27 protein-coding genes are annotated in these 26460 nt (G+C 69.4%); 14 read left to right on the top strand and 13 right to left on the bottom strand.

Annotation, left to right across the window (positions count from 1 at the left end; translation table 11 throughout):
• Positions 1-264: 264 nt before the first annotated feature.
• Positions 265-594, top strand: a complete 330-nt coding sequence (locus ABZ260_RS01385) for a hypothetical protein (RefSeq protein WP_355611334.1) — start codon at positions 265-267, stop codon at positions 592-594.
• 3 nt (positions 595-597) lie between these two features.
• Complete coding sequence (locus ABZ260_RS01380) at positions 598-2151, top strand: hypothetical protein (RefSeq protein WP_355611331.1); 1554 nt, start codon at positions 598-600, stop codon at positions 2149-2151.
• Positions 2152-2801: 650 nt separating this feature from the next.
• Here ABZ260_RS01380 and ABZ260_RS01375 read toward each other — a convergent pair.
• Positions 2802-6062, bottom strand: coding sequence for an NB-ARC domain-containing protein (locus tag ABZ260_RS01375; protein WP_355611328.1), 3261 nt, complete (start codon positions 6060-6062; stop codon positions 2802-2804).
• Positions 6063-6371: 309 nt separating this feature from the next.
• Positions 6372-6551 (bottom strand): hypothetical protein, encoded by a 180-nt coding sequence (locus ABZ260_RS01370; protein WP_355611325.1) that lies wholly within the window; start codon positions 6549-6551, stop codon positions 6372-6374.
• Positions 6552-6944: 393 nt separating this feature from the next.
• On the opposite strand from ABZ260_RS01370, the gene ABZ260_RS01365 reads away from it, so the two are divergent.
• From ABZ260_RS01365 to ABZ260_RS01350, 4 genes are all read left to right on the top strand, one after another.
• Positions 6945-7742, top strand: a complete 798-nt coding sequence (locus tag ABZ260_RS01365) for a hypothetical protein (RefSeq protein ID WP_355611322.1) — start codon at positions 6945-6947, stop codon at positions 7740-7742.
• Positions 7739-8017, top strand: coding sequence for a hypothetical protein (locus ABZ260_RS01360; RefSeq protein ID WP_355611319.1), 279 nt, complete (start codon positions 7739-7741; stop codon positions 8015-8017). Before ABZ260_RS01365 ends, ABZ260_RS01360 begins: the two co-directional genes overlap by 4 nt.
• 382 nt (positions 8018-8399) lie before the next feature.
• Positions 8400-9542 (top strand): hypothetical protein, encoded by a 1143-nt coding sequence (locus tag ABZ260_RS01355; protein WP_355611316.1) that lies wholly within the window; start codon positions 8400-8402, stop codon positions 9540-9542.
• 176 nt (positions 9543-9718) lie between these two features.
• Complete coding sequence (locus ABZ260_RS01350) at positions 9719-10051, top strand: hypothetical protein (RefSeq protein WP_355611313.1); 333 nt, start codon at positions 9719-9721, stop codon at positions 10049-10051.
• A 384-nt stretch (positions 10052-10435) separates the two neighbouring features.
• Here ABZ260_RS01350 and ABZ260_RS01345 read toward each other — a convergent pair whose 3' ends face one another.
• Together ABZ260_RS01345 and ABZ260_RS01340 are read right to left on the bottom strand one after the other, a co-directional pair.
• Positions 10436-10975: a YdeI/OmpD-associated family protein gene (locus ABZ260_RS01345; protein WP_355611310.1), complete on the bottom strand. Its 540-nt coding sequence runs from the start codon at positions 10973-10975 to the stop codon at positions 10436-10438.
• A complete protein-coding gene (locus ABZ260_RS01340; protein ID WP_355611307.1) occupies positions 10972-11379 on the bottom strand; it encodes a VOC family protein in 408 nt (135 codons plus the stop codon). The genes ABZ260_RS01345 and ABZ260_RS01340 overlap by 4 nt, the downstream gene beginning before the upstream one ends.
• Positions 11380-11468: 89 nt before the next feature.
• Between ABZ260_RS01340 and ABZ260_RS01335 the strand changes: the two genes are divergently transcribed.
• Positions 11469-12419, top strand: coding sequence for a YafY family protein (locus ABZ260_RS01335; RefSeq protein WP_355611304.1), 951 nt, complete (start codon positions 11469-11471; stop codon positions 12417-12419).
• Positions 12420-12448: 29 nt separating this feature from the next.
• Here ABZ260_RS01335 and ABZ260_RS01330 read toward each other — a convergent pair whose 3' ends face one another.
• On the bottom strand, positions 12449-13030 hold the full coding sequence (locus tag ABZ260_RS01330; RefSeq protein ID WP_355611301.1) for a TetR/AcrR family transcriptional regulator: 582 nt from the start codon (positions 13028-13030) through the stop codon (positions 12449-12451).
• A 110-nt stretch (positions 13031-13140) separates the two neighbouring features.
• On the opposite strand from ABZ260_RS01330, the gene ABZ260_RS01325 reads away from it, so the two are divergent.
• The 3 genes from ABZ260_RS01325 to ABZ260_RS01315 are packed head-to-tail and all read left to right on the top strand — an operon-like array spanning position 13141 to position 15220.
• Positions 13141-13962: an NAD(P)H-binding protein gene (locus ABZ260_RS01325; RefSeq protein WP_355611298.1), complete on the top strand. Its 822-nt coding sequence runs from the start codon at positions 13141-13143 to the stop codon at positions 13960-13962.
• Between the two features lie 2 nt (positions 13963-13964).
• Positions 13965-14342: a pyridoxamine 5'-phosphate oxidase family protein gene (locus ABZ260_RS01320; RefSeq protein WP_355611295.1), complete on the top strand. Its 378-nt coding sequence runs from the start codon at positions 13965-13967 to the stop codon at positions 14340-14342.
• 11 nt (positions 14343-14353) lie between these two features.
• The gene (locus ABZ260_RS01315; protein WP_355611292.1) at positions 14354-15220 is read left to right on the top strand and encodes a haloalkane dehalogenase; all 867 of its coding nucleotides are present in this window, start codon (positions 14354-14356) and stop codon (positions 15218-15220) included.
• Positions 15221-15294: 74 nt separating this feature from the next.
• Here the strand turns inward: ABZ260_RS01315 and ABZ260_RS01310 are convergent, their stop codons facing one another.
• Positions 15295-16452 (bottom strand): methyltransferase, encoded by a 1158-nt coding sequence (locus ABZ260_RS01310; RefSeq protein ID WP_355611289.1) that lies wholly within the window; start codon positions 16450-16452, stop codon positions 15295-15297.
• Between the two features lie 283 nt (positions 16453-16735).
• Between ABZ260_RS01310 and ABZ260_RS01305 the strand changes: the two genes are divergently transcribed.
• From ABZ260_RS01305 to ABZ260_RS01295, 3 genes are all read left to right on the top strand, one after another.
• The gene (locus tag ABZ260_RS01305; RefSeq protein ID WP_355611286.1) at positions 16736-16975 is read left to right on the top strand and encodes a hypothetical protein; all 240 of its coding nucleotides are present in this window, start codon (positions 16736-16738) and stop codon (positions 16973-16975) included.
• 74 nt (positions 16976-17049) lie between these two features.
• Positions 17050-17910 (top strand): RNA polymerase sigma factor SigJ, encoded by an 861-nt coding sequence (gene sigJ / locus ABZ260_RS01300; RefSeq protein ID WP_355611283.1) that lies wholly within the window; start codon positions 17050-17052, stop codon positions 17908-17910.
• 89 nt (positions 17911-17999) lie between these two features.
• Positions 18000-18440 carry a carboxymuconolactone decarboxylase family protein gene (locus ABZ260_RS01295; protein WP_355611280.1) on the top strand — a complete coding sequence of 147 codons (441 nt, stop codon included), beginning with the start codon at positions 18000-18002 and terminating at the stop codon, positions 18438-18440.
• A 152-nt stretch (positions 18441-18592) separates the two neighbouring features.
• Here the strand turns inward: ABZ260_RS01295 and ABZ260_RS01290 are convergent, their stop codons facing one another.
• Both ABZ260_RS01290 and ABZ260_RS01285 read right to left on the bottom strand, forming a co-directional pair.
• Entirely contained in the window at positions 18593-18943 is a 351-nt protein-coding gene (locus ABZ260_RS01290; protein WP_355611277.1) for a helix-turn-helix domain-containing protein, read from the bottom strand.
• A gap of 44 nt (positions 18944-18987) precedes the next feature.
• Positions 18988-20037 (bottom strand): FAD-dependent monooxygenase, encoded by a 1050-nt coding sequence (locus tag ABZ260_RS01285; protein ID WP_355611274.1) that lies wholly within the window; start codon positions 20035-20037, stop codon positions 18988-18990.
• A gap of 81 nt (positions 20038-20118) precedes the next feature.
• On the opposite strand from ABZ260_RS01285, the gene ABZ260_RS01280 reads away from it, so the two are divergent.
• A complete protein-coding gene (locus tag ABZ260_RS01280) occupies positions 20119-20706 on the top strand; it encodes a TetR/AcrR family transcriptional regulator (RefSeq protein WP_350958613.1) in 588 nt (195 codons plus the stop codon).
• A 62-nt stretch (positions 20707-20768) separates the two neighbouring features.
• Here the strand turns inward: ABZ260_RS01280 and ABZ260_RS01275 are convergent, their stop codons facing one another.
• The 5 genes from ABZ260_RS01275 to ABZ260_RS01255 form a co-directional block, all read right to left on the bottom strand.
• Positions 20769-21398, bottom strand: a complete 630-nt coding sequence (locus ABZ260_RS01275) for a hypothetical protein (protein WP_355611270.1) — start codon at positions 21396-21398, stop codon at positions 20769-20771.
• Positions 21385-22983 (bottom strand): VWA domain-containing protein, encoded by a 1599-nt coding sequence (locus ABZ260_RS01270; protein WP_355611267.1) that lies wholly within the window; start codon positions 22981-22983, stop codon positions 21385-21387. The genes ABZ260_RS01275 and ABZ260_RS01270 overlap by 14 nt, the downstream gene beginning before the upstream one ends.
• Positions 22980-24146 (bottom strand): toxic anion resistance protein, encoded by a 1167-nt coding sequence (locus ABZ260_RS01265; RefSeq protein ID WP_350923240.1) that lies wholly within the window; start codon positions 24144-24146, stop codon positions 22980-22982. Before ABZ260_RS01265 ends, ABZ260_RS01270 begins: the two co-directional genes overlap by 4 nt.
• Positions 24147-24180: 34 nt before the next feature.
• Positions 24181-25296, bottom strand: a complete 1116-nt coding sequence (locus ABZ260_RS01260) for a hypothetical protein (protein ID WP_355611264.1) — start codon at positions 25294-25296, stop codon at positions 24181-24183.
• Between the two features lie 414 nt (positions 25297-25710).
• On the bottom strand, positions 25711-26265 hold the full coding sequence (locus ABZ260_RS01255) for a YceI family protein (protein ID WP_355611261.1): 555 nt from the start codon (positions 26263-26265) through the stop codon (positions 25711-25713).
• Positions 26266-26460 lie beyond the last annotated feature (195 nt).

The raw sequence follows: 26460 nt of genomic DNA, 5'->3' as shown, positions 1-26460 counted from the left end.
CGTGGTCGAGGCGCCGACCTGCATGTTCCGTGTGATTCTCGCCCCTGCCGCGGCGACGCCTCCGACAGGCTTGGCTCCGTTGCGAGCCTTCCCGATCGGGGACCGGTCTGGAGCGCACCTCCTCTGTCACCGGAAGCTCAAGGGGGACAGGTGGCGAACGCTCTTGCGGGGGCAGACGCGGGCTGAGACGCTGAGGCCGTGGATCCTGTATCGCTTATCGTGGCGGCGCTGACGGCGGGTGCGGTGGCAGGTGCTCAAGGCACGATGACGAGCATGGTGACCGACGCGTACGCGGGCCTGAAGGCACTGGTGCTGCGTCGCTTCAACGGTCAGCCGGCGGGTGAGACGGCCCTGGAGAGGCTCCAGGACAATCCGGAGGCCTGGCGGCCGGCGTTGACGGCGGAACTGGAGCGGGTAGCGGCCGGTGGCGACGCTGACCTGGTGCGGGCGGCACAGCTGCTGATGGAGATGCTGGACGCGGAAGGCACCTCGGCGGGCAAATACCAGGTAGACGCCCGGGGCGCCCAGGGCGTGCAGATCGGTGACCACAGCACACAGAGCAACGTCTTCAACGCGGCCCCGCCCTCCCTCTGAGACATGCACATTCGGGGGGTCGTACGTGCCGCCGTCTCGGTGGCGGCCGCAGGGGGGTGCGTGTGCGTGATCCTCCGCGTCACAGGAATTCTCTCCGGCCGGCCGGTCGGCGCGGGCGACAACACCGACGGGATCAGGCTTTACCGCGGTGCGGGGCTCATTCCCGACACGGCCGACCAGCGCTCCGACTGGAAGAACGGGGTCGTCGTCCATTTCACCCGTGGTGCCCCCGGTCCCGACCCCATTCCGTCGGCGGCGCTGCAGGTCCTAAAAGTCGCCGCGCTTGGCCGCTCGGAACGCTGGTCGCTGACCCGGCTCGGATGGACCTACGCCCTGCTCACCGGTGCGGTGACCGGGGTGGCAGCCTGGGCCCTGTCCGCTGACGGAGTAGCCCGGCCCCTGATCCTGCTCCCGATACTGGCACCACTGGCAGACCGCGACTTCGCGCGGTTCTTCGTCTCCACCTACTCCGAGCCGGCCGGGCTGCTGGCCGTCGCCGGCCTGCTTTCCGGGACTGCGATCCTGGCCGTCAGCCGGCCCGCTCAGCGCGTCGAGCGTGTGCTGGGGCTGGCTCTGACGGGCGGAGGCGGATTACTGGCCGCCACCACCAAGAACTCTTACGGGCCGCTGCTGCCGCTCGCCGCGGCGGTATGCGCGGCAAGCGGGCGGATCACCGGTCCCGCCGTCGCCGCGGTGATCCTGGGGGCCGCCGTCGGGCCGGTCGTGAAAGCGCAGCGCTGGCAGTCCCGGGTGTACCACGGGGTCAACGCGCACAACCTGATATTCACGATGCTGTTCCCCGAACTCGGTCCTGGCGCGGTCGTCGCCCTGGGTCTGCCGCCGGAGGCCGTCGCATACTCCGGTCACGGCAGTTCCGACGAGGAGGGCGTTCCCGTTGACCCCGATGCCATCCCCGGCTGGCAGGCTCTCATCGGCGATGACCCTGGTCGCGCTCGTAACGCCGCCTATCGGTACCTCGCCCGGCACCCGGCGGCGCTGGCCCGCGCGGTCGGCGTCGCCATGCAGGCCACCCAGGGCCGGGAGATCGACTACCTGCGTGACGACCCGCTCCCCGCCGGTGCGGACGTCCCCAAGAAGGTCACCCCCACCGGATCGATGGGCCATGACGGCGACACTCTGCGTGCCTGGCTGGACGGCATGCCTGCCCCGTGGTACCCGTCACTGCTCGCCGCGCTGGGGATCGCCATCGGATCGGCGTCACTCCTGGGACGGTCACGGGGCGACCCCGTCCATGTGCTGATCCGCGTCGCCGGAGTCGGCGCGGTCGGCGCCGTGGGGGTCGCCGCGCTCGCGGTGGTCGGCGACGGGTACTACGAGATCGCCAAGCACGTATGGCTCTCCGCCTACCTGCTCGACGTCACCGGTACCGCGCTTCTCGGGGCGGCGGCGACGGCCGTGGTCAGCGGGGCATGGCGAATCCCGCTATCCGAGGGTCCGGACGCCATCCGATCGCGGCGTGCCGTAGCTGCCACGTCTCGGACCAGGCCCCGGTTACCTGGCGTACGGACGCCTCCTCCGCGTCCTTCCGTATCGTGATCTCACCCCAGGGGACGAGACCGCAGAACCGGTTTCCGGCGGCGATGTCCGAAGCGCTGAACCGTACCGGCCCGGTCCGCGCGCCGATGTAGGTTCCGAGATGCAGATAGGTCAGGTCGAGCCAGCGGCCCGCTCCCAGCCAACTGCCGCTGCTCAGCATGCTTCGCACGCCGAACCCCGGTGTCCCGTCACGCTTGCGCACCGTGAACTCGTTCAGATGGGGGCCGGTCCGCTCGACGTGCCGAGGCAGCGGCCGGTAGTCGTGGACGACGCCGTCAGGCACCAGTTTCCACTCCTCCTGCCGGTCGCCGGTGACGAACAGCCGCCTCGGCACTTCGGAAGGGGGAGACGGGACGTCGAACCGCAGCCGCAGGAACGGTTCGTCCCGTTCACTGTTGCCGACGAGGCCCGCCGCGTGCGCGATCAGGGTGCCGCCGTCGGGTGCGGTGAGAAACGCCTCGCCGAAATGCCGGTAGGGGCCCGCCGGCTCGACTCCCTCCGCGTACCAGACGAAAGCGACGCCTTCCAGTTCGGGGCAGTGGACCAGGTTGGCGAACTTGACGCAGCGGACACCCACGAAAGAGCCGTCGACGGGGGAGAAGGCTCGGTAACAGCTCACATGCGGGCCGGACTCGAACATGACCTCTCCGTCAGGTCGTGGCGTCCCTGACGCCGTGGGGCAGATAGCGGAACAGGTAGACGCCGGTCTCGCCCACGGCGCACAGAAGCGGTTGGTCGGGGTGCCAGGCGAGGTGCAGCAGCGGGGTGACGACGCGCAGCCCGCACCAAGGTCTGTCGCTGCCCGGATGCCACATCCGGAGCCGGCGCTCGCCGATGTCGGTGGTGACGAGGGTGCCGTCGGGTGAGAAGGCGCAGTCCGTGACACCGCTGGTATGCCGTGCCAGGGTCTGGCGCAACCGGCCGGAGGCGACGTCCCAGACCTTGCTGGTCCGGTCGTGGCCGGCCGTGGCGAGGAGCGTGCCGTCGGGCGAGAAGGCACAGGCGCTGACCAGGTTGGTGTGCCCGGTCAGGACAGTGCGGGTCGTGCCGGTGGAGGTGTCCCAGAGGCGGATCGTGTGGTCGTGGCTCGCGGTGGCGAGGAGCGTGCCGTCGGGTGAGAAGGCACAGGTGGAGACCGCCCCGGTATGACCGGTGAGGGTTCGCAGTGGTCGTCCCGTGGCCATGTCCCAGAGCCGGACCGTGTCGTCGTGGGAGGCCGAGGCGAGGAGCGTGCCGTCGGGCGAGAAGTCGCAGTCGGCGACCGCCTCGGTGTGCCCGGTCAGGACAGTGCGGGTCGTGCCGGTGAAGGTGTCCCAGAGGCGGATCGTGTGGTCGTGGCTCGCGGTGGCGAGGAGCATGCCGTCCGGAGAGAACGCGCACCCGCTGACGGTGTCGGTGTGGCCCTCGAACGTCTGCCGTAGGTCACCGGTGAGGACGTCCCAGACCCGTACGGTCCGGTCGTGTCCCGCAGTGGCGACGACCGTGCCGTCCGGAGAGAACGCGCAGGTGTACTGCCATCTCAGCGAGTGCTCCGACCGCTCGGAGCCGGCCCCGGTCTGCCAGAACTGGAGCTTCCAGTCGTGGCTTGTGGTGGCGAGGAGGGTGCCGTCCGGTGAGAACGCGCAGGATGTGACCGATTCGGAGTGGCCGGTGAGTGCCTCCTGCTCCTCGCCTGTGGCGACGTCCCACACGCGCGCCGTCAGATCATGACCTGCGGTCGCGAGTAGGGTGCCGTCCGGTGAGAAGGCGCAGGTCAGCACCGGGGCCGTATGGCCGGTCAGGACTCTGACCCGCCTGGTTGTCATCAGGTCCCACAGGCGGATCGTGTTGTCGTGGCTTGTGGTGGCGAGGAGGGTGCCGTCCGGTGAGAACGCGCAGGATGTGACCGATTCGGAGTGGCCGGTGAGTGCCTCCTGCTCCTCGCCTGTGGCGACGTCCCACACGCGCGCCGTCAGATCATGACCTGCGGTCGCGAGTAGGGTGCCGTCCGGTGAGAAGGCGCAGGTCAGCACCGGGGCCGTATGGCCGGTCAGGACTCTGACCCGCCTGGTTGTCATCAGGTCCCACAGGCGGATCGTGTTGTCGTGGCTTGTGGTGGCGAGGAGGGTGCCGTCCGGTGAGAACGCGCAGGATGTGACCGGCTCGGAGTGGCCGGTGAGCACTTCCCTCTCCTTGCCCGTGGCGACGTCCCACACACGCGCCGTCAGATCATGACCTGCGGTCGCCAAGAGCGTGCCGTCCGGTGAGAAGGCACACGCCGACACCGCCCCCGCGTGCCCGCTCAGGATCTTGACAGTTCTGCCTGTCGTCGTGTCCCACACGCGGGCCGTCCGGTCGTGGCTCGCGGTCGCGACGAGCGCGCCGTCCGGTGAGAACGCGCAGTGGCTCACCCCGTTTCCGTGACCGGTGAGCGTGCGGAGGATCACCAGGCCCGGTTGATCCGGTAGCGGCCAGGCGGGCACCAGTTGAGGAGAGGAAAGGTGGTGGCGGTAGGCGGCCACCACAGGCTCCAGCGCCGGAACACCGCTGAGATAGCAGTAGAGCGTGGCGTCCAGGGCCGTCGGCGGGTCACCGGGCGTGAGCAGTTCGGTCATGGAGCCGAGCGCGCGCCGGAGGGACTGGGCTGTACCGGTGGGCACCTCGGCCAGATCGATCTCGACAGGCACCGATGACCCGAGGTTCGCGATCTTCGCCGCTACCCACCGGAGATCGCACACCAGGGCTTCGTGCTCCTCGCTCCGTCCGGAGCACGCCAGATGGTGGGGCAGATGATGCCAGAGGTACAGGGCGTCAGAGGGCAGCGACCACCAGGGCGACTCGGGTTCCGGCGTCGGCAGCAGCCCGGCGGCCGCCTGAACCGTCAACTCGTGGCGGAAGGCGAGTTCCTCGTCCGTCAGCCGGTGCCGGAGGTAGGAGCCCAGGATGTCGTGCAGCCGTACCGCGGGAGTGTCGCCTTCCCAGCCCGGCAGGACGAGTCGTAGCCGGACGAGCCTCGCGCGGAGCTTCTCGGCCTCGGATGCCGCCAGGTCGCCGGAGGTACGCCACAGGCGGGACAGGAGCTCGGCCGGGAGGTGAGTGTCCTCGGGAACGACCGCCAGATCGAGGTAGCGTTCCCGCTCGTGTGGCGCGAGCAGGGCAAGGCTGGCGTCCATCGTCGCCTTGACCGCGTGACTTCGGCCGTCCTCGTCGCCCAGGTCCGTATCGAAAGCGGCGGGACCGCCGGTCTCCAGCCGTCTCAGCACCCACCGCACTGCCTGCGGTACGCCCGCCCCTGCGGCGATCTGGTCGGTAAGGGCGGCGTTCACGAGGCTCAGCAGCAGCGGCCAGCGGCCGGTCGCGGCGACGAGCCGGGCGAGCAGGTCTCGGGGCACCTCGCCCACCCCGTCGGTCAGCGTGGCGATCGCCTGTTCGGTCGTCATCTCGTCCACGAGGACCGAAACTCCTCTCCGGGGTGCGACGCGCGCGTTGCGGGTGGTGATCAGACGTCGGCAGGACCGGCCGCCGATCATCAACGGCGCGAGCTGTTCGGGCCGCCACACGTCGTCGACCACGAGGAGGATCGGGCCGCGGGCATCCAGGAGCTCGCCGAGCCGGCCGCCCGCTGCCTGGGGGTCGGTGGTCTTGACGACGTCTCCCGACAGCACCTCGCACAACCCACTGATCAACTCTGCCAGCCGCGCGCCGTGGCTGCGCTCGCCCACCGTGACCCAGAGCAGTCCCCCGGTGAAATGCTCGGCCACTCGGGGGTCGTGGCAGAGCAACACGGCCAGCGTGGTCTTGCCGAACCCGCCCGCACCCTCGATCGCGGTGGTCAGTGTCGTCGGTCCCGCGTCGTCCCTGGTCACGCCGTCGAACAGGGCGTCATAGAGGTCAGGCCGCGCGACGACGGGGCCGGTCGGCGTCGGCGACATCCACGGCCGGAGGATTTCCGGACGCGGTGCGAAGACATTGACCTGAACGCCGCCGTCGCCTATTTGCACGCCCTGCGCTTCACGTGCGTCAATGGAGGGAGGAACCGGCTCGCCAATGGCCATCGGCAACCTGATCATTCGTCGGTACGGAGAACATGCCAGGTGATCGTTATTGGGCCTGACATGTTTCGTGCAACGAAATATAAGCCTAGCGATCCCTGTCGTTTCTGAGAAGCGCGAGCCGCCGCTGACCGCGAATTAGTTGTGGCTCCCGGTCGTGAATTCTGGTGATCTCCGTGAGACCGGCTGCTACGAAGCAGTGGAGACGCTGACCGTGACCGTCTCCACGCGCCGGACGAGATCGGCGATCCGCGAGGTGATCTCGGGCCACGGCGCCCGGGGCAGATCGTGGCCCATTCCGTCGATGATCAAGAGCTCGGCACCCGGGATGGCGTCCGTGGTGGCCCGCCCGCCGCTAATGCCGTACATGAGATCGTCCGCACCATGGAGGGCCGGTGTGGGCACGTTCACCGGCCGAAGCCGCGCCGTTAAAGAATGCTATACAAATGGGGCTAGAAATATTCTGGCCGAGAGCCGGCGGGTAGATGCCTGTCTGACGAGCGCCGCCGTGGTATGGAAACAGAATTCTGTGAAGAACCGCGTGTGTGGATACCTGACCTGGATCGTTCATGACCCTCCGCCGGCCCGTTTTGGCTGCTTGGCCGATCGTGGACATGGCGGTGGCCCGGCTGTCGCGAACCATCCGGGCACTGAGGCGCGACAGACAGGTGTGAAATCAATGAGAGGTCGTCAGATGAGCGACCACGAGAGTTCGAATGGTTACCCGCTGCCGCTCGGAGACGCCGCGACGGAGGTGACGGTGTGACCGCCGAGGTGCTGGACGTGTCCGGTTCCGGACCGCGGGTCGTGCCGTCGCTCGCCCTGAACGAGGCCTGGCGGCTCCTGCGGCATCCGCTCACCCTGCTGGGCCTGGCGCTGTGGACACTGCGGGTCGGCCAGGACGGCTGGGCGGGGCCGCGACCCGCGTTCGCCGCGCTGACCTCGGAGATGACCATCTTCTGGGGGGTTCCGGTCTTCTTCGCCGCGAATCTGGTCGCCGGCGCCGCGCGGCGGGCCGAGGAGACGTTGTCGGTCGTCCCCTGCGACCGAGAGCGGCGCACCACCGCGCTCTGTCTCGCCGCTCTCGGCCCGCTCGCACTGACCTGTACGGCGCAGGCCCTGCTCGCCGGGCTCTACGTGGTCACCGGCAACGAACTGGAGCGTTTCCCGTCCCCGGCGGAGCTGGGCACCGGGCCGCTGAACGTGCTGGGGGCCTGCCTGCTCGGGGTGGCCGTCGCCCGGTGGCTGCCGTGGCCGGGGGCGTCGGTGCTCGTCATGCTGGCGCTGACGGCCTTCAACAAGATCATGGTTGATCACGGGGGCCAGTACATGCTCGGCTTCTACCTGGACTTCACGATCTGGGGGCCCGCACCGTACCTCGCCCCGGCGGGGTTCCTCCCTGGGCACACCGGTCCGCACGCTCTCTACCTGCTGTCGCTCGCCCTCGGGGCGGGGGCGCTGGCGATGCTCAGGGACACCTCGCGGCGCGGGCTCTGGCTGGGGGCCGGGGCGGTCGCGGTGCTCTGCGTGGTGCTCACCGGCATCGGGCAGCTTCCATGATCCGCCTGGTTCAGGCGGCCCTGCCGGCGCGGCTGAGCGGCAAGGTGATCCGGTGGCAGCCGCTGCTGGGTGCGCTCCTGGCCTGGCCCCGTGACGAACCGCTCACCTGGAAGGGCGCGGTCTGGTCGTTGCGAGTGGTCGCCGCTCTGGTCACGCCGGCCGTGGTGTTCGTGCTGGACGACGCGGCGGCCGACGTGCCGGCGTCGGTGCCGCTGCTGCTCGTGGCGGGTCTCGCGGTGCTGATCCGGATGTCGCGCGATCCGGCGCGGCGGTGAGCCGGGCGGGCGCCTCGCCGCTGGAGACCGAGGCCGCCACACGTACTGAGCTGCGCTGACATCTTGTCGGGCACGTTGTCCGGCTTCGCCTTTCGCGTTACTTAGCGGATCCTAGATTGACTTCCATGACGATAAGTGTCGGCCTGGCCGGTACGGGGCGGCGGGCGGCGGAGTTTCACGCGCCCGCGCCCGCCGCATGTGCCGATGGCGGCTTGACCGCAGCGCCGCGCCTGACCTCGCCGAGGCCGTCGAGCGCGGCATGTCACCCCCTCGCGGACGTACGGCATGGCCCGCACCCGGCGGAGACCGACCTGATCCGCGGCGGCCATCCACGACCACTCCCCGAAGCTCAAGCATCCGACCGCCATGACGAGGACATCGCATGATCACCAAGGGCACTGTCGACCGCCTCATCCGCTTCGATAGCGGCGGCCTGCCGGTTCTCTCCATGTACGTCGCTGTGGGCTTTGACGAGTTCGAGGCCGTCCGTACCCGGGTGAACAGCCTCATCACCCAGATCCGCCCGCTCACCGAGGACCCGTCGCTCGACCGGCGGGCACGGCTCTCGTTGCGGCAGGACATCAAACGCATCGAGGGCATACCGGAGCTCGGGCGGGGCACGGTCGGTGCCGTCGCGGTGTTCGCGTGCAGCGAGGGTGACCTGTTCGAGGTCGTGTCGCTCCCGCGCAAGGTGCGCGACCAGGTCGTGGTGGACCAGACTCCGTACGTCCGTCCCATGCTCGCGGTGCTCGATGAGTATCACCGCTGCTGCGTCCTGGTCGTCGACAAGGGGGCGGCCCGCGCATGGGAGCTGTACCAGAAGGAGATGCGCGAGATCGGCGAGGTGCGAGGGAGCGTCCTCCGCAAGCCCGACTACGCCGGCTGGGCCGGTCTCGCCGAGTACACGGTCCGCAACAAGGCCGATGACCTCGCCAAACGCCACTATCGCCAGACCGTGAGCCTGCTCGACAGGCTCTTCCGCACCGAGAACTACGACCTGCTGATCATCGGCGGCCAGCGCAATGAGGTCGCCGTCTTCCTGGACTTCCTGCCGCACCAGTTGCGCTCGAAGGTCGGGGGCGTCTTCAACGTCGACATGGGCAAGGTGGCGACGTCCGAGGACATCCGCGAGAGCGCCGAGCGTCTCGTCGCCGACTACGAACGTGAGGAGGAACGCCGCCTGGTTGAGGAGGTCTTCGAGAAGGCCGCCGTCGGTGGCAACGCCACGCTAGGGATCGACGAATGCCTGTGGGGCGGCACCATCGCCGCGATCGACACCCTGCTCATTCAGGACGGTGCCGAGGTCCCCGGCGTGCTCTGCGACGAATCCGGCTGGCTGGCCCGCTCCGGCCAGACCTGTCCGCTCTGCGGCGGCGCCACGCGTCAGGTCCCCGACGTCCTCGACGAGCTGACCGAAACGGTCATCAACGAAGGCGGCTCCGTCGAACACGTCGCCGTCGACACCCAACTGAAAGACCACGTCACAGCCGCGGCCCTCCGCTTTCCCCTCCCTCCGCGCCCCTGACGGGGGACTTCCGCCCTCCACCCGACAGCTCGCCGCCCGGACGCACCGGTTCCGAACGGCGGCTATGGTCGGCACGCTCGCCGTACCGGGGCCGCGTTACCGCACACGGAAGATTTTCCCCCCATAGTCGATATACCCTCACCGTGCACCTGCGGCGCGCATGATGAGGAGCGGCTTTGCTTCCTGATGGAGCGGACGAGCTTTCCCTCGACTTCACCTATGGAGAGGTGCTCTTCTGGTTCGCCTACGAATTCGTGTACGCAGTGCTCATACTCGTCGGCCTGGTGCTCCTCGTCGGCTTGCTCGTTGTCGTGACCGCCACGGTAATCATGGGTGGTCTTTATCCTGTGCTTCGCCGTCTTTCGGACCTCCGGCGAGGGCGTGAACCCCAGGATGATCGCCGGCCGCAGGAGTCAGCCCTGTGGTGGCTGGGGGAGGAACCCGACCCTCCCGGCCACCTCGCAGGCGAGCCCAACACCCCGGCTCCTTCGGGCCAAGGCCGTCTGTGACCATTGGCGTCCAACCCCCCACCCGGTCCCCCGGGCGCGCTTTGGTGAAGCTGGTCGTGATGGTGCTCCTGCTGAGCGCCGCACTCGCCGTAGGTGCGTGGTGGGTGCTGGGGACAGGGTGGGATGTCCTGTTGGACACCTTGCCGATATGGCTGCCGCACTCCAGGAGTTAGGCCGTCTTGCGTAGCTCCATGGCTCGCGATCAGGCGAGGGTTCGTGTTGCCGCGCGACCGGACGACCATGCAGCCGGTTCCGGCCGTGCGGCACCCGGCGTCGGGTCAGATCTCTCCGTTGCGGATGCTCGTCAGGAAGTTGTTCCAGGTTGCCGGGGAGAAGTTCGGCATGGGGCCTGATGGGTCTTTAGAGGTCGGAACGGATGACGGTTCACTCCAGCAGGCTGGAGATCGCCTTTCGCAGGCGGGCCGCGCGTCCGGCCGGGGTTCTGGTCTTCAGCAGCGGCAGGATCATCAGGTAGCGGCCGGTTTTGTCGAGTGCCTCGAAGCGTGCGGCGGCCCGCGGGTTGGCCGCCAGTGCCTCGGCCAGGTCGGGTGGGACGGTGGCGTTGCGCTGGGCGGTGTAGGCCGCCGCCCACCGGCCGTCCGCCTGGGCGGCGGCGACCTCCGCCAGGCCGGGCGGCCGCATCCGCCCGGCGGCGGCCAACGCCTCCACGTGCTCGACGTTCACTCGTGACCAGGGGCTGCCTTTGCGGCGGCGCGAGTACCGCTGCAGGAAGCAGTGCTCGTCATAGGACCTGCGGTGGCTGTCGATCCAGCCGTAGCACAGCGCGACCTCCAGCGCCTGCTCGATCGTGATCAACGCTTCGGTCGATCCCTTCTTGGCGATCTTCAGCCAGACACCGCCCTCGGACCCGTGATGCTCGGCCAGCCACGACTCCCACCGGCCGGCGTCCGCGAAGTGCATCATCGGCCCAGGACCTCCAGGTAGTGCCGGTTGTACATGATGCCCAGCACGTTGCCGAACGGGTCGACCACGGACGCGGTGACGAAACCGGGGCCGTACTCGGTGAGTGGTGTGTGCGGCGTGGCCCCCAGGGACAGCAGCCGGTCCAGGGTGGCCCGCACGTCGTCGACGTGCCAGTGGACGATCGCGCCTCCTGGGGCGGCGGGCGCGCCCGGCGGGGCGTAACGCCGGTCGATGAGGCCGAGTTCGGCCTGGTAGTCGCCGATCCTGAACTCGTAGTAGGCGGCAGGCTGCCCGTTGCCCGGGCGCTCGAAGTACGGCTCGACGTCCAGCAGGTCGACGTACCACTTCTTGGCCGCCTCCAGGTCGTCGGCCCAGAAGCTGACGGTGGCCAGTCCTCGCAACATCGGCGGTTCCCTCTTTCGATCGGTGACAGTCACCATGTTCCACCTCAAAGTGCTCACCAATTGAGCACTTTGTTGGAGAAACTGGGGGCATGCGTGCTGATCGTCTCGTCGCCAGCCTCCTGCTCATGCAGGCCCGTGGCCGGGTGACCGCCGCCGAGCTGGCCGACGAGCTGGAGGTGTCCGTCGCCACCGCTCGCCGCGATCTGGAGGCGCTGTCCGCGGCCGGCATCCCGGTGTACCCGCAGCCAGGACGCGGTGGCGGCTGGTCGCTTGTCGGTGGCGCCCGCACCGATCTCAGCGGCCTGTCGGCAACCGAGGCGCAGGCACTGTTCCTGCTCGTCGGCCCGGCCGCGGCCGTCTCGGGTGAGGCCAAGGCGGCGCTGCGCAAACTCGTGCGGGCGCTGCCGCAGACCTTCCGGGCCGACGCCGAGGCCGCCGCCGGCGCCACGATGATCGACCCTACCCGGTGGGGTGAGCGTGATCGCCACCGGCCCGAGCTGGTCGACCTGCTGCAGACCGCCGTGATCCGCAGGCGAAAAGTCCGTCTGACCTACACCAACAGCGCCCGGGAGCGGACCGAACGGCTGGTCGACCCGTGGGGCCTGGTCGACAAGGACGACATCTGGTACCTGCTCGCCGGGACCGAACGAGGACGGCGGACCTTCCGCGTCGACCGGATCGTCGAGGCCGAGCCGACCGACCAGCCCGCCGAGCGCCCGGACGACTTCACGCTCGCCACCGCGTGGCAACAGGTCGTCGGCGAGGTGGAACGGCGGCGGTCACGCACCTGGGCGACCGTGCTCATCGAGGCCAGGTTCGTGCCGGTGCTGCGAACGCACTTCGGCCGGCACTGCCACATCGACGCCGAACTCGATCAGGGGCGTGTCCGGGTCCGCCTCGCCGCGCCGACCCCGCTGGACATCGCCCGGAACCTGGCCGGCTGGGGCGCGATGATCGAGGTGGTCGAACCGCACTCCGTCCAGGCCGAGCTGGCCCGGATCGGCGCCGAGCTCGCCGGCCGCTACACCAGCGGACACTGACGTGGAGTTCGGCCTTGGGGCGGCGTGCGTCACGCCAGGCTGTCGAGCTCGCGAACGAGGCGGGCTCCCTCTCGGGTCATGATCTCCGGGTCGCGCAGAGCATTGGAGAGCAGGGACATGCCCTGGTAGGCACCGACGAGCGTCAGCGCGAGGCCCTCGGGATCGGCCACGCCCAGCTGGCGGTACTGCTGTTCCACCCAGTCCAGCAGCCGGCGGATGACATGGCCCGCCGCGACGTCGAGGCCACTCTCGGTTCGCTTGTCGAGTTCGACGGCAAGGGTGCCGGTGGGGCAGCCGTAGCGGGCCGCGGTGTCGCGCTGACCGACCCATGCCTCCACGAGGCCCTTGAGGCGTTCGCGCGGGTCGGGGAGCTGGTCCAGCCGGCCGGTGAGGGTCTCCAGATGCCTGGCGTGCTCGGAGAGGGCGGCCTCGACCAGCTCGTCCTTGGTCTTGAAGTAGTAGTACACGTTGCCCGCCGGGACATCGGCGGCGCGGGCGATGTCGGCGATGGTCGTGCGTTCCACGCCCTGCTCGTGCAGCACCCGGGCGGTGGCCGCCATCAGCCGCTGCCGCTTACCGGCGGCCTTCGTCCGGGGGTGCTGAGAATTCATTGAGTTAGTCACCCGACTAACTATAGACAGCCGATGGCCGGGCTGTGCTAACGTCTCACTCGACAAAGTTAGTCAGCCAACTAACTGACTTCTGAGCCAGGGAGATCGACATGATCGTGGTAACGGGTGCGACCGGGAACGTCGGGCGGGCGCTGGTGCGGATGCTCACCGAGGCTCAGGTGCCGGTGACGGCCGTAGCCCGGCACATCACCGGCGCCGACGTACCGCCGGGGGTGCGGGCGGTGGCCGCCGACCTGGCCGAGCCGGCCGGTCTGCGGGTCGCGTTCGACGGGGCGGAGGCGCTGTTCCTGCTGGTGGCGGGCGAGAACCCGCACGGCATCCTGGAAGTGGCGAAGACCGCGGGGATCCGCAAGGTGGTGCTGCTGTCCTCGCAGGGCGCGGGGACCCGCCCGGAGGCGTACCGGCACCCAGGCCTGTTCGAGGCGGCCGTGCGGGAGTCCGGGCTCGGCTGGACGATCCTGCGGTCGGGCGGGATGGCCACCAACGCCTTCGCCTGGGCCGAGTCGATCCGCACCCGGCGGGAGGTCGCAGCGCCGTTCGGTGATGTCGGCCTGCCCTTCATCGATCCCGACGATGTGGCGGCGGTCGCCGCCGCCGTCCTGGGCCAGGACGCGCACCTGGGCACCGTCTACACCCTGACCGGTCCCGCACCGACCACCCCGCGCGAGCGGGCGGCGGCGATCGCGGCCGCACTGGGCGAACCGGTCCACTTCACCGAACAGACCCGTGAGGAGGCCCACAAGCTGATGGCGCGGTTCATGCCGCTGCCCGTGGTCGAGGGCACTCTGGCCATCCTGGGCGAACCGACCGAGGGCGAGCAGCGGGTGAGCCCCGACGTCGAACGTGTCCTGGGCCGGGCGCCGGGCACCTTCGCCGCCTGGGCCGAGCGCAGCGCCGCAGCCTTCCGGTGAGCATGTCGGTCGAGGATTTCCTCGCTGAGCCGCACGTGGCCACCCTGACCACCTCGCGTCCCGACGGCTCGCCGCATGTGGTCGCGGTGCGCTTCACCTGGGACGGTCAGGCGAGGCTGGCCCGTGTCCTGACCGTCGGCACCACTCGCAAGGCCAGGAACCTCATCGCCGGGCCGGGCGGGCGCGCGGCGCTCTGCCAGGCGGTGGGATTCCGGTGGGTGACGCTCGAAGGACTCGCCACCGCGCACGACGCACCCGGGCGGGTGGCCGAAGGCGCACGCCGTTACACCGCGCGCTATGGAGCGCCGCCGCCCGCTCCGCCAGGCCGCGTGGTCATCGAGATCGCGGTCGATCGCATCACCCGGCTCAACCTCGGATAAAGGACTGGATCATGCCTGTTCAGCACATCCTCGGCTCGACCATGTACTACCGGGAGTCCGGCACCGGGGTGCCGGTCGTCTTCCTGCACGGCAACCCGACCTCGTCGTACCTGTGGCGGGACGTCATGCCGGCCGTAGGATCCGGGCGGCTGCTGGCCCCCGACCTCATCGGTATGGGCGAGTCGGGCAAACCCGATATCGACTACACCTTCGCCGACCATGCCCGCTACCTGGACGCCTGGTTCGACGCGCTCGACCTTCAGGACGTGGTACTGGTCGGGCATGACTGGGGTGGCGCCCTGGCCTTCGACTGGGCCGCGCGTCACCCGCACCGGGTACGCGGCATCGCGTTCACCGAGACCATCGTCAAGCCGATGGCCTGGGAGGAGTTCCCCGAAGGCGGCCGGCGGCTGTTCCAGGCGATCAAGACAGCCGGCATCGGCGAAACAATGATCCTCGACGACAACGCCTTCATCGAGCAAGCCCTGCCCGGCACCGTCGCCACGGCGCTCACCCAGGGCGACCTCGACGTCTACCGCAAGCCGTATCCGACCCGGGAGAGCAGGCTGCCGCTCCTGCAGTGGCCGCGCTCGATGCCGCTGGGCGGTGAGCCCGCTGACGTCGTGGCCAGGATCGAGGCGTACGACCGGTGGCTGAAGGCCGGCGCGGACGTGCCCAAGCTACTGCTCACGTTCGCGCCTGGGCCGGGGGCGATGATGCACGAGGGCATCGTCGCGTGGTGCGCGGCGAACATCGCCGGCCTGGAGATCGAACACTCCGAGGCCGTCGCCGGGCATCACACGCCGGAGGACCAGCCCGTGTTGATCGCCGAGGCCATATCGGCCTGGGCGGACAGACACGGCCTTCGCTTCTTGTGAAACGCGATCCTTTTCAACCGTTCCTGCGCGGCCTTGACGGCGCACTCGATTCCCCTGGGACAGGGGGTGCGCGGTCAGCGCTTGACGGCTCGCAGCACGACGAACCTGGGGTCGCTCGCGGCGACCTCGCAGTTGCCGAAGAGCCGGCGGAGCTTCGCGTGGTAGCCGAGGTGCCGGTTGCCGACCACCCACAGCTCGCCGCCGCGGCGCAGCGCGGCGCGGGAGCCGTTGAACATGCGCCAGGCCGTCGCGTCGGTCGTCGCGCGGTGCGTGTGGAACGGCGGGTTGTTCAGCACCAGGTCCACCGTCCCGGCGGGTACGCCTGACAGGCCGTCGGCCGCCAGGAACTCCGCGGTGGTGCCCGCCGCCATGTTCGCCCGGAAGGTGGCCTCCGCCGAGGCCAGCGCCTGGTAGGACTCGTCGATGAACGTCACCTGGGCTTCGCTGTTGCCCAGTGCGGCGGCGAGCCCGACCACCCCGTTGCCGCAGCCCAGGTCCACGACATGTTCGCGCCCACGGCGCTGCGGCAGATTCTTCAGGAAGAAGCGGGTACCGACGTCCAGGCGGTCGGCGCAGAAGATGCCCGCGTGGTTGGTGACGGTCAGACCCGAGACGGCTCCGACACCGGCGGGCAGCGGGTAGCTTCGCGGCCACGGGTTGTCGCTCCGGGGAAGCCCGGGGTCCGGTGCGCAGAAGATGAGCCGTGCCTTCTTCGCCGCCAGCGACGTCCTGGTCGGCCCGAGGATCCGTTCGAACAGGTGCAGCGTCGAGGTGTGGATCTCGGTGACCATCCCGGCGCCGACGACCACCATGCCGGAGTGTAGGTGCGGTGCGAGGCGGTGCAGCTGGTCCTCAAGAAGCGCGAGGCTCTTGGGCACTCGGATGAGCAGCACGTCGATCCGGTCCGGAGGCGCGTCCCTGGTCGTGCGGAGCCCTACCGTGTTCCCGGCGACGTTCCCGGTGACCTTGTTGCGTTCCAGGTTCGCCAGGGTCGCCTGCCTGCCGAGGAAGGAGTCGGTGATCTGCACGGGATGGTGATCGGCGAGCGCGGTGACCAGGGCGCCCCACCGGTCGCCCAGCACGACCACGGTGCCCGACAGGTCCGCCTGTTCGCCGTCGAGGTGCCGCAGCAGGTATTCGTCGGCGGCGTCCCAGGCGCGAAACGGGTCGCGGGGATCCTCGGGGAAGCGGGTGAGCTCGAACTCACCTCTCGACGTCGTGAAACGGTTCATCGCGCCTTAGGCTAGCGAGTCACGCGATGAGCTGGTCACATCCCCTCATCGCCGGGCCGGTCAACCCTGCCCGCGCTCGACCGTCCCAGGCCGGCGGCCCAGTCCCGGGGGCGGTGGGTACGGCGGATGCCCCGCGATCTATGCCGGGCCTCACCCGCGAGCAGGAATCCGTGCGACCGGATACTTAAGTACACCCCCTCGACCGTCGGCGGCCAACTTTGGTTACCGCACGACCGTCCTAAGCCCGATTCCGCGCCGGGCATCACCTGCCTACCGTGGGGCCATGACCTCCACCAACTCGAAGTCCCCCTTGGCCACCCTGTCGGGTCTGCTCTGCTTCATCCTCGTCGCAGGCGGCGGGAGCGGCCTTCTGCACGAGTGGTTCGGCTGGATCCATTTCATGGGCTTCCTCCGGTTCCTCGCCCCCGAGGGCTACGAGATCTACAGCTACGCCTTGATGATCGCCCTCGGCTTCGCGATAGGCGCGGCCGGCAACGCGCTCACCCGACGAGGCCGCAGATGAACCACTCCGGGCGACTGGCTCGGGGCCTGGGCAACGGATACGCAGGTCGGCGGCGCTGCTTGTAGCGTCTGCGTGTGACCGAGGAAGAGTGGGCCGAGCACCGGCCGGCGGTGTTCGGGGCGGCTTATCGACTGCTCGGTAGTGCCGGCGACGCCGAGGACGTGGCGCAGGACGTCTGGCTGCGCGCGGCCGGTGCCGACCTGTCCGGGGTCGAGGATCTGCGGGCCTGGCTGGTGACGGTCGCCGCCCGCAGGTCCTACGACATCCTCCGGTCGGCACGGGTGCGGCGTGAGACGTACGTCGGCCCGTGGCTGCCCGAGCCGTTGCTGACCGGTCCGGACGCCGCCGAGCCGGTGCTCGTCGACGAGTCGGTGAGCATGGCGATGCTCGTCGTGATGGATCGGCTCACGCCGCCCGAGCGAGTCGCGTTCGTGCTGCACGACGTCTTCGAGGTGCCCTTCGATCACATCGCCCGGGTGCTCGGCGTCACTCCCGTGGCCGGCCGCCAACTCGCCTCACGGGCGCGGCGCCGGGTGGCCGCGACGAAGCAGCAGCCACGCGCGAGTCGCCCGGAGCGCGAGCGGGTGCTCGCGGCGTTCCGCGCCGCGTACGAGGCGAGCGACCTGAAGGCCCTGGTCGAGCTCCTGCATCCCGACGCGGTGTACGTCACCGACGGCGGCGGCAAGGTCTCCGCCGCGCGCAAGGTCATTTCCGGCGGTGAGCGGATCGCCATGGTGCTGTCCCGGGTGGCCGGGCGGTGGGGGCTCTTCCCGCTCGTTCCCCGCGAGGTGGGTGGGGAGCTCGCGCTGGTGGCGTACCGAGACGAGCGGATCGTCCTGGTCGATACCTTCGACGTCGCGGCCGACGGCCGGATCCTGGAGATCCGGCGGGTGCTCAATCCGGACAAGCTTCTGCACATCGCTCCGGTGCGCTGATTTTTTCTGGCAAAGGTCGTCACATCGGCGGGTGCCATCTCGTCTCCCTGGTGAGAACCGGGAGAGAGACCGAGAAAGGTGGGAACACGATGTCACGCTTGAACCTCGCCGAGGTGGCGCCCGAGATGTACAAGGTGTTTATCCAGGCTGAGCAGGTGATCTCGAAGGGGCCGTTGGATCCCGCGATCCGCGAGCTCGTCAAGATCCGTAGTTCGCAGATCAACGGTTGCCTGTTCTGCATCGACATGCACGTCCACGAGGCGCTGCGACTCGGTGAGAAGCAGGATCGGATCTACCAGCTGTCCGCCTGGCGGGAGTCGGAGCTGTACACCGACGCCGAGCGGGCCGCGCTGGCCTACGCCGAGGTCGCCACGGAGCGGCCCGACGGCGTGTCGGACGAGGTCTGGGAGGCGGTGGCCGCCGCGTTCAAGCCGGAGGAGGCAGGGTACCTGGTCGCCCAGGTGGCGCAGATCAACCTGTGGAACCGCATCGCGGCGCCCATGCACACGCGCCCTCCGAAGCGGAGCTGACGGGCGCGCGACGCCGTCGCGCGTCGGGGCTCCCGGGCGACCTGGGCCGTCTCGTTCGGATCGGTCAGAGCGCCCCCCGGGCCCTGGAGAGGGGCCCGGGGCGTCGTGCCGCCGTTCAGGAGTTTGACCTCGAACGTGAGCTCGGGCAGGTCCTAGGTGCCGAGGTGGCGGGATCGGACCTCGTTGACCTCCGCCTCGTGGAGCACCGCCCAGTCCGCCAGTGCCGACAGCGGTTGGAGCAGGGTGCGCCCCAGTGGGGTCAGGCTGTACTCGACGCTGGGCGGCACGGTCGGGTGCACCTCGCGCCGCACCAGCCCGTCGGTTTCCAGGCTGCGCAGCGTGCGGGTCAGCATGCGCTGGCTGATGCCTTCAATGGCACGGTGCAACTCGTTGTACCGGTGCGGGCGCCTCCCGAGCAGGACCACCAGCAGCATGCTCCACTTGTCGCCCATGCGCCGGAACACATCACCGACCGGGCACGCGGCGAGCTCGTCGGCCGGCACCGGGCGAGGCAGCTCGCGGTCGAGCCCCGCGGCGACGTCCGCGTTCAGCCGGGCAGAACCTGTAGCAGCGCGTTGCGAGCGCCGGACAGGCGGCCGGTGCCGGCCAGGCGGGTCATCCAACGCGACATGGTCACCAGGCGCTGGGCGGGCCGGCGACGCCGGGCGTCGTAGGCGCGCAGCGCGATCGCCACGTCCGCCGGGGTCCTTGGGGCGGCCGGCAGGTCGGCGAGGGCGGCGGCGTCCAGCAGGGCCTGGCAGGCGCCCTGGCCGAGGGAGGGGGTCATCGCGTGCGCGGCGTCGCCGACCAGGGCGACGTTACCGGTGACGAAGGATCTCAGGCGTGGGGACAGATCATGGATCTCGTGCCGCAGTACCGTCTCCTCGTCGGCCTCGGCGAGGACGCGCGGGATCGGGTCGTGCCAGCCGGCGAAGCGGGCGCGCAACTCGTCGAGGCTCTCCCTTCGCCCTTGCGGCGTGGCCACCGCGGCGTACCAGTTGGTGGAGCCGGGCTCCTGGGGCGTGATGCCGAAGACCTGGCCCGGCCCCCAGGTCTCCCCGAAGCCGGACGGCTCGAAGCCGGTCACGCCGCGCCAGGCCACGATCCCGCTGTAGCGGGGCCGGGGGGCGGCGTCGAAGTAGGCGGCGCGCACCGCGCTGCGCAGCCCGTCGGCCCCGACCACCAGGTCGTGCTCCTCGTGCAGCGTCACCGGATCGGTGATCTGTGTTCCTGTTCTGATCGTCGTCTCGCCCACAGCCCGCAGCAGCATCTCCATCAGTGAGACCCGCGAGATCATCAGCACCGGTGAGCCGCCCCGGCGCTCGATGCGCCTCAGCGGCAGGTCGGCCAGGCGACGTCCGTGTGGCGTACGGATGAGGGCGTCGCGGTAGGGCACCGTACGGCGGCGCAGCTCCTCGCCCAGGCCGAGCCGGTCGAGCGCGGCCTGGGCATCGGGGCGGATACCCAGGGCGGTGCCCGCCGAGACGATTCGCGGCCAGCGTTCGAGCACGGTCACCTCCCATCCGGCCGTGCGCAGCCCGATGGCGGTCGCCAGTCCGCCGATCCCGGCGCCGACGATGACGGCGGTCGCTTTCATGTCCTGTTCCCCTCCGCTTGCTTCACCACAGCTGTGGTACCACTAGTGTGGTGATTCGAGCAAGCCCGGATAATGAACGGCATGGTGCAGAACCGCGAGCGTCGCGACCGGCTGCGAGACGCGGCCATCGAGGTACTGGCCCGCGAAGGCGGCAGGGGCCTGACCCATCGAGCGGTGGATCACGAGGCCACCCTGCCCGAGGGCACGGCCAAGAACTACTTCGCCACCCGTGACGCCCTGCTGCAGGCTGCCGCCGAGCGCTGCGTGCAGCGCTACTGGGCAGACCTGGAACAGGCCGGTACGGCGGGCATCCAGGGGCGCGAGCAGCTGGTCGGCCTGCTTCGCGAACTGCTCGACCGTGCGGTCACCGTCAACCGGTCACGGGTCCTGGCCTACCTGGAACTGCACGCCGAGGCCGCGCGCAGGCCGCAGGTGCAGGCCACCCTCGCCGAGCTCAACCAGGCGGACCTCGCGCTGCACCTGCGAGTACAGCAGGCCGCCGGGCTGGCGGCGACCCCACGCGGCGCCGCCATCGTGACCATGTGCGTCAGCACCGCGCTGACCTACTTGCTCACCCAGCCGCCGCAGGTGCTCAAGGCCTACGGGCTTGACGACCTCGACGCCTTCCTGCGCGACCTCATCGACACGACATATCCGCGCCCGGCCTGACCGGACCTCGTACGACGCCCGCACCTGCTGGATCCGCAGCTGTCGCCGGAGACGTCAGGCGGTCAGAGGTCCAGGCCGGAGCCGCCGAACCGGTCCTGGAGGAACCTGCCCTGGTCGCGCAGGGCCTGCTCGTCGCCTCGGTAGACCGACTCGGCCACCTTGCGCAGCTGGGTGTCCAGCAGGTCGAGCTGGGCGAGCAACTCCTCGTGGGCGCTGCGCTCCCGCTCGCCGCGCCGGGTGAGCGCGTACGAGCGGGGCAGGTTCGCGTACGTCTCCAGGCTGGACGGCAGGTAGTCCCTGATCGTCTGCGACACGATGTGCAGGTGGTCGGGTGCGGAGGTGAGCACGTCCGCCCGCCGGAGGATGTCGCGCACCACCTCGGCGAGCACGCCGACTCTCGCCACCACGTCGTCGGGGAACCGGTTCCCGCCGATCTTGGCCAGCAGGGTGTCCAGGTCGGCGTGGAGCCGCCGGGACTCCACCTCCGCGTGCGAGATCGTGAGACGTACCCGGTCCGCCGGGGCCAGCAGCGCCCCGACGCCGTACAACCCGGCGACCACGACGGGCCAGAACGTCCCGGCGACGTCGAGGAAGACCAGGGCCACCCCGACGAACGCCAGAGCGCATCCGGCGATGTTTCTGGTCGACCCGGCGTAGGCGAGGATACGGCCGCCAGGACTACTGGTAGCCACGGATCTCCTTGAAAGCCGCGGCCAGCGACCCCTTCCGGGCGTCGAAGGTCGCCCCACCGGTGAGCTGGGCGATCTGCTTCATCTCGTTGACGTCGCTGTCGCCGAAGAGCACGACGAAGGTCGGGAACTTCACGGGCAGTGACGCGTAGTAGCCGGCGAAGTCGTGGTACGAGCTGCCGTCGGTGTTGTCGCCGTCCGTCATCAGCACGATCGAGGTGAAGTCCTCCGACGCCGACGACCCGGCCTCCTCGTAGGCGGCCCGCAGACTGTCGAAGATCGCCGTGCCGTCGTGCGCCCGCAGCGCCTCGCTGTACGAGCGGATCCGCTGGAGCACCGGTTCGGGGTTCCGGTCGGGCAGCGTGAAGGTCTGCGGAGTGCCGGGGATCGTGTTGAACGGGATCATCGTGACCGTCTCGCGGTCGCGGAAGCGCGAGAACGATCCGCTGACGGAGGTGTCGGCGCCGGACAGGGCGGTCAGCGCCTGCTTGAGCGCGTCGATCCGTTCGCCCTCCATCGAACCGGAGGTGTCCAGCACGAACAGCGTCCGCGACGGCCTGCGCACCTGGTTGAGGTAGACGCCGATCAGCTCGTCGGCCGCGTCGCGCCGGTTGGGGAAGGGCAGCTCCACCAGTGACGCGGACCCGAAACGCCGGTCCGGCCCGACCTCGGGGACGATCGGCCGGCGGTGGGTCGTGGTCATGACCTCCCGCTGGATCTCCGGGGTGCGCAGCCAGGCGGCGAGCTTCCCGTACAGCTCCTTCTTGTCCGGTGTTGTGGAGCTCAGCAGCGTGAGCGGGTAGTCGGCCGTCACCACCCCGTCGCTCGGGTAGATCAGCGTGAGCGGCTCGGAGAGCCTGCCGGAGGCGTTGAGGCCCAGCAGCACGGACTCGTAGTTGACGAGCCCGTCCACCCCGCCCTGCCTGGCGTACGCGTCCGCGAGCCAGCCGGAGGAGCCGGAGGTGAGCGTCTGCGCCGAGAAGAACTCCTTCAGCCTGGGCGTCGCCGCGTCGATCTGGGCCTTGTCCAGCGCCTCCCCGGCGTCGGAGAGCGCCGCCGTCACACCGACCAGCGCGGAGAACCCGGAGTTGGACGCCGCGGGGCTGGTCATGCCGAAGGTGAACTCGCGGGCGCGCGCGGCTGAGGCGATGTCGTTCCAGGTAACGGGTTTGCGGTCCCAGCCGAGCTCGCGGGCCTTGGATGCCTTCAGCCCGAGCAGTACGGGCGAGACCATGACCTTGGTCTGGGTCGAGAGCCGCGCGGTCGCCCCGTCGATCAGTGACAGGTAGCGGTTGGAGGAGAACCACGTCGCGTCGTACTGCCCGTCCGCGCCGCCGCTCGCCACCTGGTCGGCTCCGTCGAGCGTTCCGGCGTACGACAGCGCGACCCGCACGCCGATCGCGTCCCGGGCCCGCTTGAGCAGCGGTTCCAGGTCGCCGATCTCGCTTCCCGCGAGGACGCGGAGCACGTCGGGACCGTCCACGGGGGTGGCCGGCGTGTCGGCCCCGCCGCACGCGGCCGAGGCCACCAGCAGGGTCAGCGCGGCGAGCGCCCGCCTGATCGGGCGAGAACCCGTTCGTGCTCTCATCGCGGGAGCGCCTGTTCGTCGCCGTGCCGAGAGCGTTCCAGGTAGGTGCGCGCGTGGTCGAGTTCGACGGTCAGGCTGTCCACGGTGATCGCCATGTTCTCCACGGCCTTGGCTTTGAACGTGTCGATCATGTCCATGGTGGTGTAGATGTTGTCGAACGCCTTGCGTAGCGCGTCCATGTCGACCGTGGTGGACGCCGCCTGGGTCTGGATGTCGGCCGCCTGGGTACGCAGCATCTCGCTGGTCGCCACGATCAGGTCGGAGGTGGTGGTGTTCAGCGCCGTGATCTGGTCGAGCACGAGCTTCTGGTTGGCGAGGGCCTGCGCCACGGTCACGGCCGTGCGCAGCGCCGCGATCGTCGTCGTGGTCGCCCGGTCCACGCCCTTGATCAGTTCAAGGTTGTTCTTGCGGATCAGATCCAGCGCGAGGTAACCCTGGGCGGACACCGCGAGCTGGGTCAGCAGGTCCTGGTGCTTCTGCCGGATGCCGAACAACGCGTCCGAGCGGAGGGCGGTGGCCTTCTCCGGGTCGGCCGCCTCGACATGCATGATCTTGTCTTCCACCGCGGAGTCGAGGGCGGCGGCGAGCAGGGCGTACTCCTGCAGGCGCTTCATCGATTCCCACAGGTTGGTCTTCTCGCCCTCGATGGCCGCGTTGTCCTTGCGCAGCTCGTCCTGCCCGGATTTGAGGGCGCGGATGATGTCGTCGATGTGCCGCTGCGCCGACTGATATTTCGCGAAATAGTCGCGTAGTTTATCGCCGAACGGGATCAGTCCCAGCAGCTTCTTGGCCGGGGTGGACGCCTGCTTGGGGTCGAGGTCGACGATCGTCCGGCGCAGCGCGGTCAGCTGCCCGGCCACCGCCGCCTGCGCGTCCCTGCCCTCGCCCCTGGCGGACGCCAGCGCGGCCACCGGACGCTTCAGCATGCGGTTCGCCACCTGGGAGGAGGCCCGGATCTCCGAGTCACCCATGGAGGTGATGTCGTGCACCTTGCGGGTGAACTCCGGCGACCGCGGGTCCAGGCCGCTCAGCTCCTCGGCGAAGCCGCCTGCCTTCTCCGCCAGTTCGGCGCCTCGCTCCTCCGGTACCGGCAACATGGTGGCCGCCTTCTCCACGGGCACCTTGGCCACGGGTTCCGGCGGGCTGAGCACGAGATCGCTCACGGTGGTCTCTCCTGGAAACGGTGGGAAGGCGAGGTCAGGGGGTGGGGGAGGGAACCACGCCGGATCGGTAGAGCCTGTCGATCGCGGTGATCATGCCCTCCAGTCGTTCGTAGTCGGGCGGCTCCACCACGTCGATCAGGTCGGCCGGCAGCGGAGCCGCTGCCTTCGCCACCAGGTCGTCGAACGCCTTGGCGCCGGCGGTGCGGAAGCCGTACAGGGCCGCGAGGTGCCCGAGTTCCGGGTCCTCCTGCAGGAGCCGGCCGACCTCGGTGCCCTGCGCGCCGAACGGTACGAGCGTGTGCTTGCTGAGGACCGTGGGCGAGGGGTAGAGCAGCCGCATGTCGGGGCGGATCAAGCCGTCCCCCGCGAAGAGGCGCGAGGCGTACTGCGCCTCGTAGATCATGACCATGGGTGTCTTCCCCATCCCCAGAGCCAGGTAGTCCTCGAACGGAGCCTCGGTGGAGGTCTCGGAGTATCCCTGGTCGAGGAAGAGGGGGGCGACGGCTCCGGCGACCTTGGAGCCCTGCGCGTTCGAGGTGATCACGTCGTCGCCGTTGGCCACGTAGCCGGCGATCGAGAGGTACATCGCCGCGGAGTTGGAGGTGCGGATGTCGGTGGTGGTGAGCAGGACGCGCTTGCGCGCCGGGTAGGCGGTGTTGCCCGGCAGCCTGTCCCACCGGGTGCCCTTGGCCACCAGATCCAGATATTTCTTGATATCGAACACCCAGTAGCCCAGGCCGGAGTCCCGCACGACGCCCGCCTTGGCGAGCACGTCCGCGATCGGCTTGAAGGTGGCGATCGCCATGGGGGAGGAGAACGGCGCGAACGTGCGGGTGGCGCCCCGGTCACGCTTGATCTTCTCGGCCGCCGGAGCGCTGGACGGGAACGCGAAATCGTACTTCTTGAGATCCACCGAGGCGGCGATCTGGCGTGATCCGGCGGTGTCGACCTCCACCCGGAGGCCGTGTTCGGCGAAGACCGCCCGCACCCGCCGATCGTCGAAGAACGGTTTCTTCTCCGATCCGATCACCCCGCGGACCAGGGTGAGCTCCCGCGTCTCCGTGCCGCCGCCACGGTTGCCCACCACGATCGCCGCCACTACGGCGGCGCCGAGGAGCAGCGCCAGCCCGACGCCGATCCAACGCTTCATGTGATCCCTCGAAAGCTTGCCCCATATAGCGATAAAACAGCGTTCTATATTGAATTATGTGAGATATGACGACAGGGCGAAGTGAGGCATCCATGATGCGCTGACAATTCAGCTTTCATTCATCTTCTCGCCATAAAGTAAGACAGGTGCGCCGTCACCTACCGCGGCATCTTGATCCCGGCTGTCGCTGTCTCCTGGTTCCGCACACCTTGAGCGCCACGTCCTGACCGTCCGGCCCGGTATCGAGACCGGCAGCGATTCCCACTGGCTCGCCCAGACCCGAACCCGGGAAGTCGGCGTCGGTGTGAGGCCTCAGGAGATGGAGCCAAGCGATGGGGGCGAGGCCTCACCGGCACCCGTGGACGATCTCGATCAAGGGCTGAAGATCAGGCCATCGGGCTCGCATGCTCGGAGTCACCGCCCCGGGGAGAGGCCGGCGTCGAACCGTACCTCGACGTCGTCGCTGAGTTTGAGTGTGCCGAAGAACGCTGAATAGGGCCGGATGCCCCACCGGGTCTGCACGATGGTCGCCGAGCCGTGTACGCGGTCCTCGGTCAGCAGGCCCTGGAGCGTGACGGGCTGGGTGACGCCGACGATGGTGAGATCGCCCTCGACGCGAAACGACTCCGCTGTTCCGCTGATCCGTGTCGATCGGAACGTGATCGCCGGGTAACGCTCAACGTGCAGGACCTTCTCCTGAAGGTTCTTCTTGATCTCCCGACGATCGGAGTCCGTGAGCGGCTTGATGCCACCGGTTCCCTCCCGGACCTCGAACGACCCTGCGTCGACTTCGACGGTCACCGAGGAGCCGGCCGGATCGGCGACGTCGATCGTGGCATCGCCGTGCCAACGGGTGACCTCGATGGTGAGGTCATGGCCGGCCTTCGCGCCCAGCCCGGTACGGGTCGTGTTGACGATGAGCCGGCCGGACTCGGGTCCCAACGCGTAGCTACCAGAGGTGACGCCCACCACGTCAGGCTATCTCGCCCCCGAAAGCTCACCGTGGCACGTACATCGGCATGGCGAATACCAGGACCGGAACCGACGCACTTTTGGCCGCCTGTCGCTTCTCGCGGGCGGGGATCGCGTAGGTGCGATCCAACCTCCGGCGCGTACGGAGCCGGCAGGTTCCGGGAGAGAGCCCGGTGCGGTCCTGCCCTGACC

Origin of the sequence: Streptosporangium sp. NPDC006013 (genome assembly GCF_040614275.1) — a bacterium.
In the GTDB taxonomy this organism is placed as follows: Bacteria; Actinomycetota; Actinomycetes; order Streptosporangiales; family Streptosporangiaceae; genus Streptosporangium.
The sequence above is the reverse complement of the archived record's forward strand: the minus strand, read 5'-3'. Positions and strand labels throughout refer to the sequence as shown.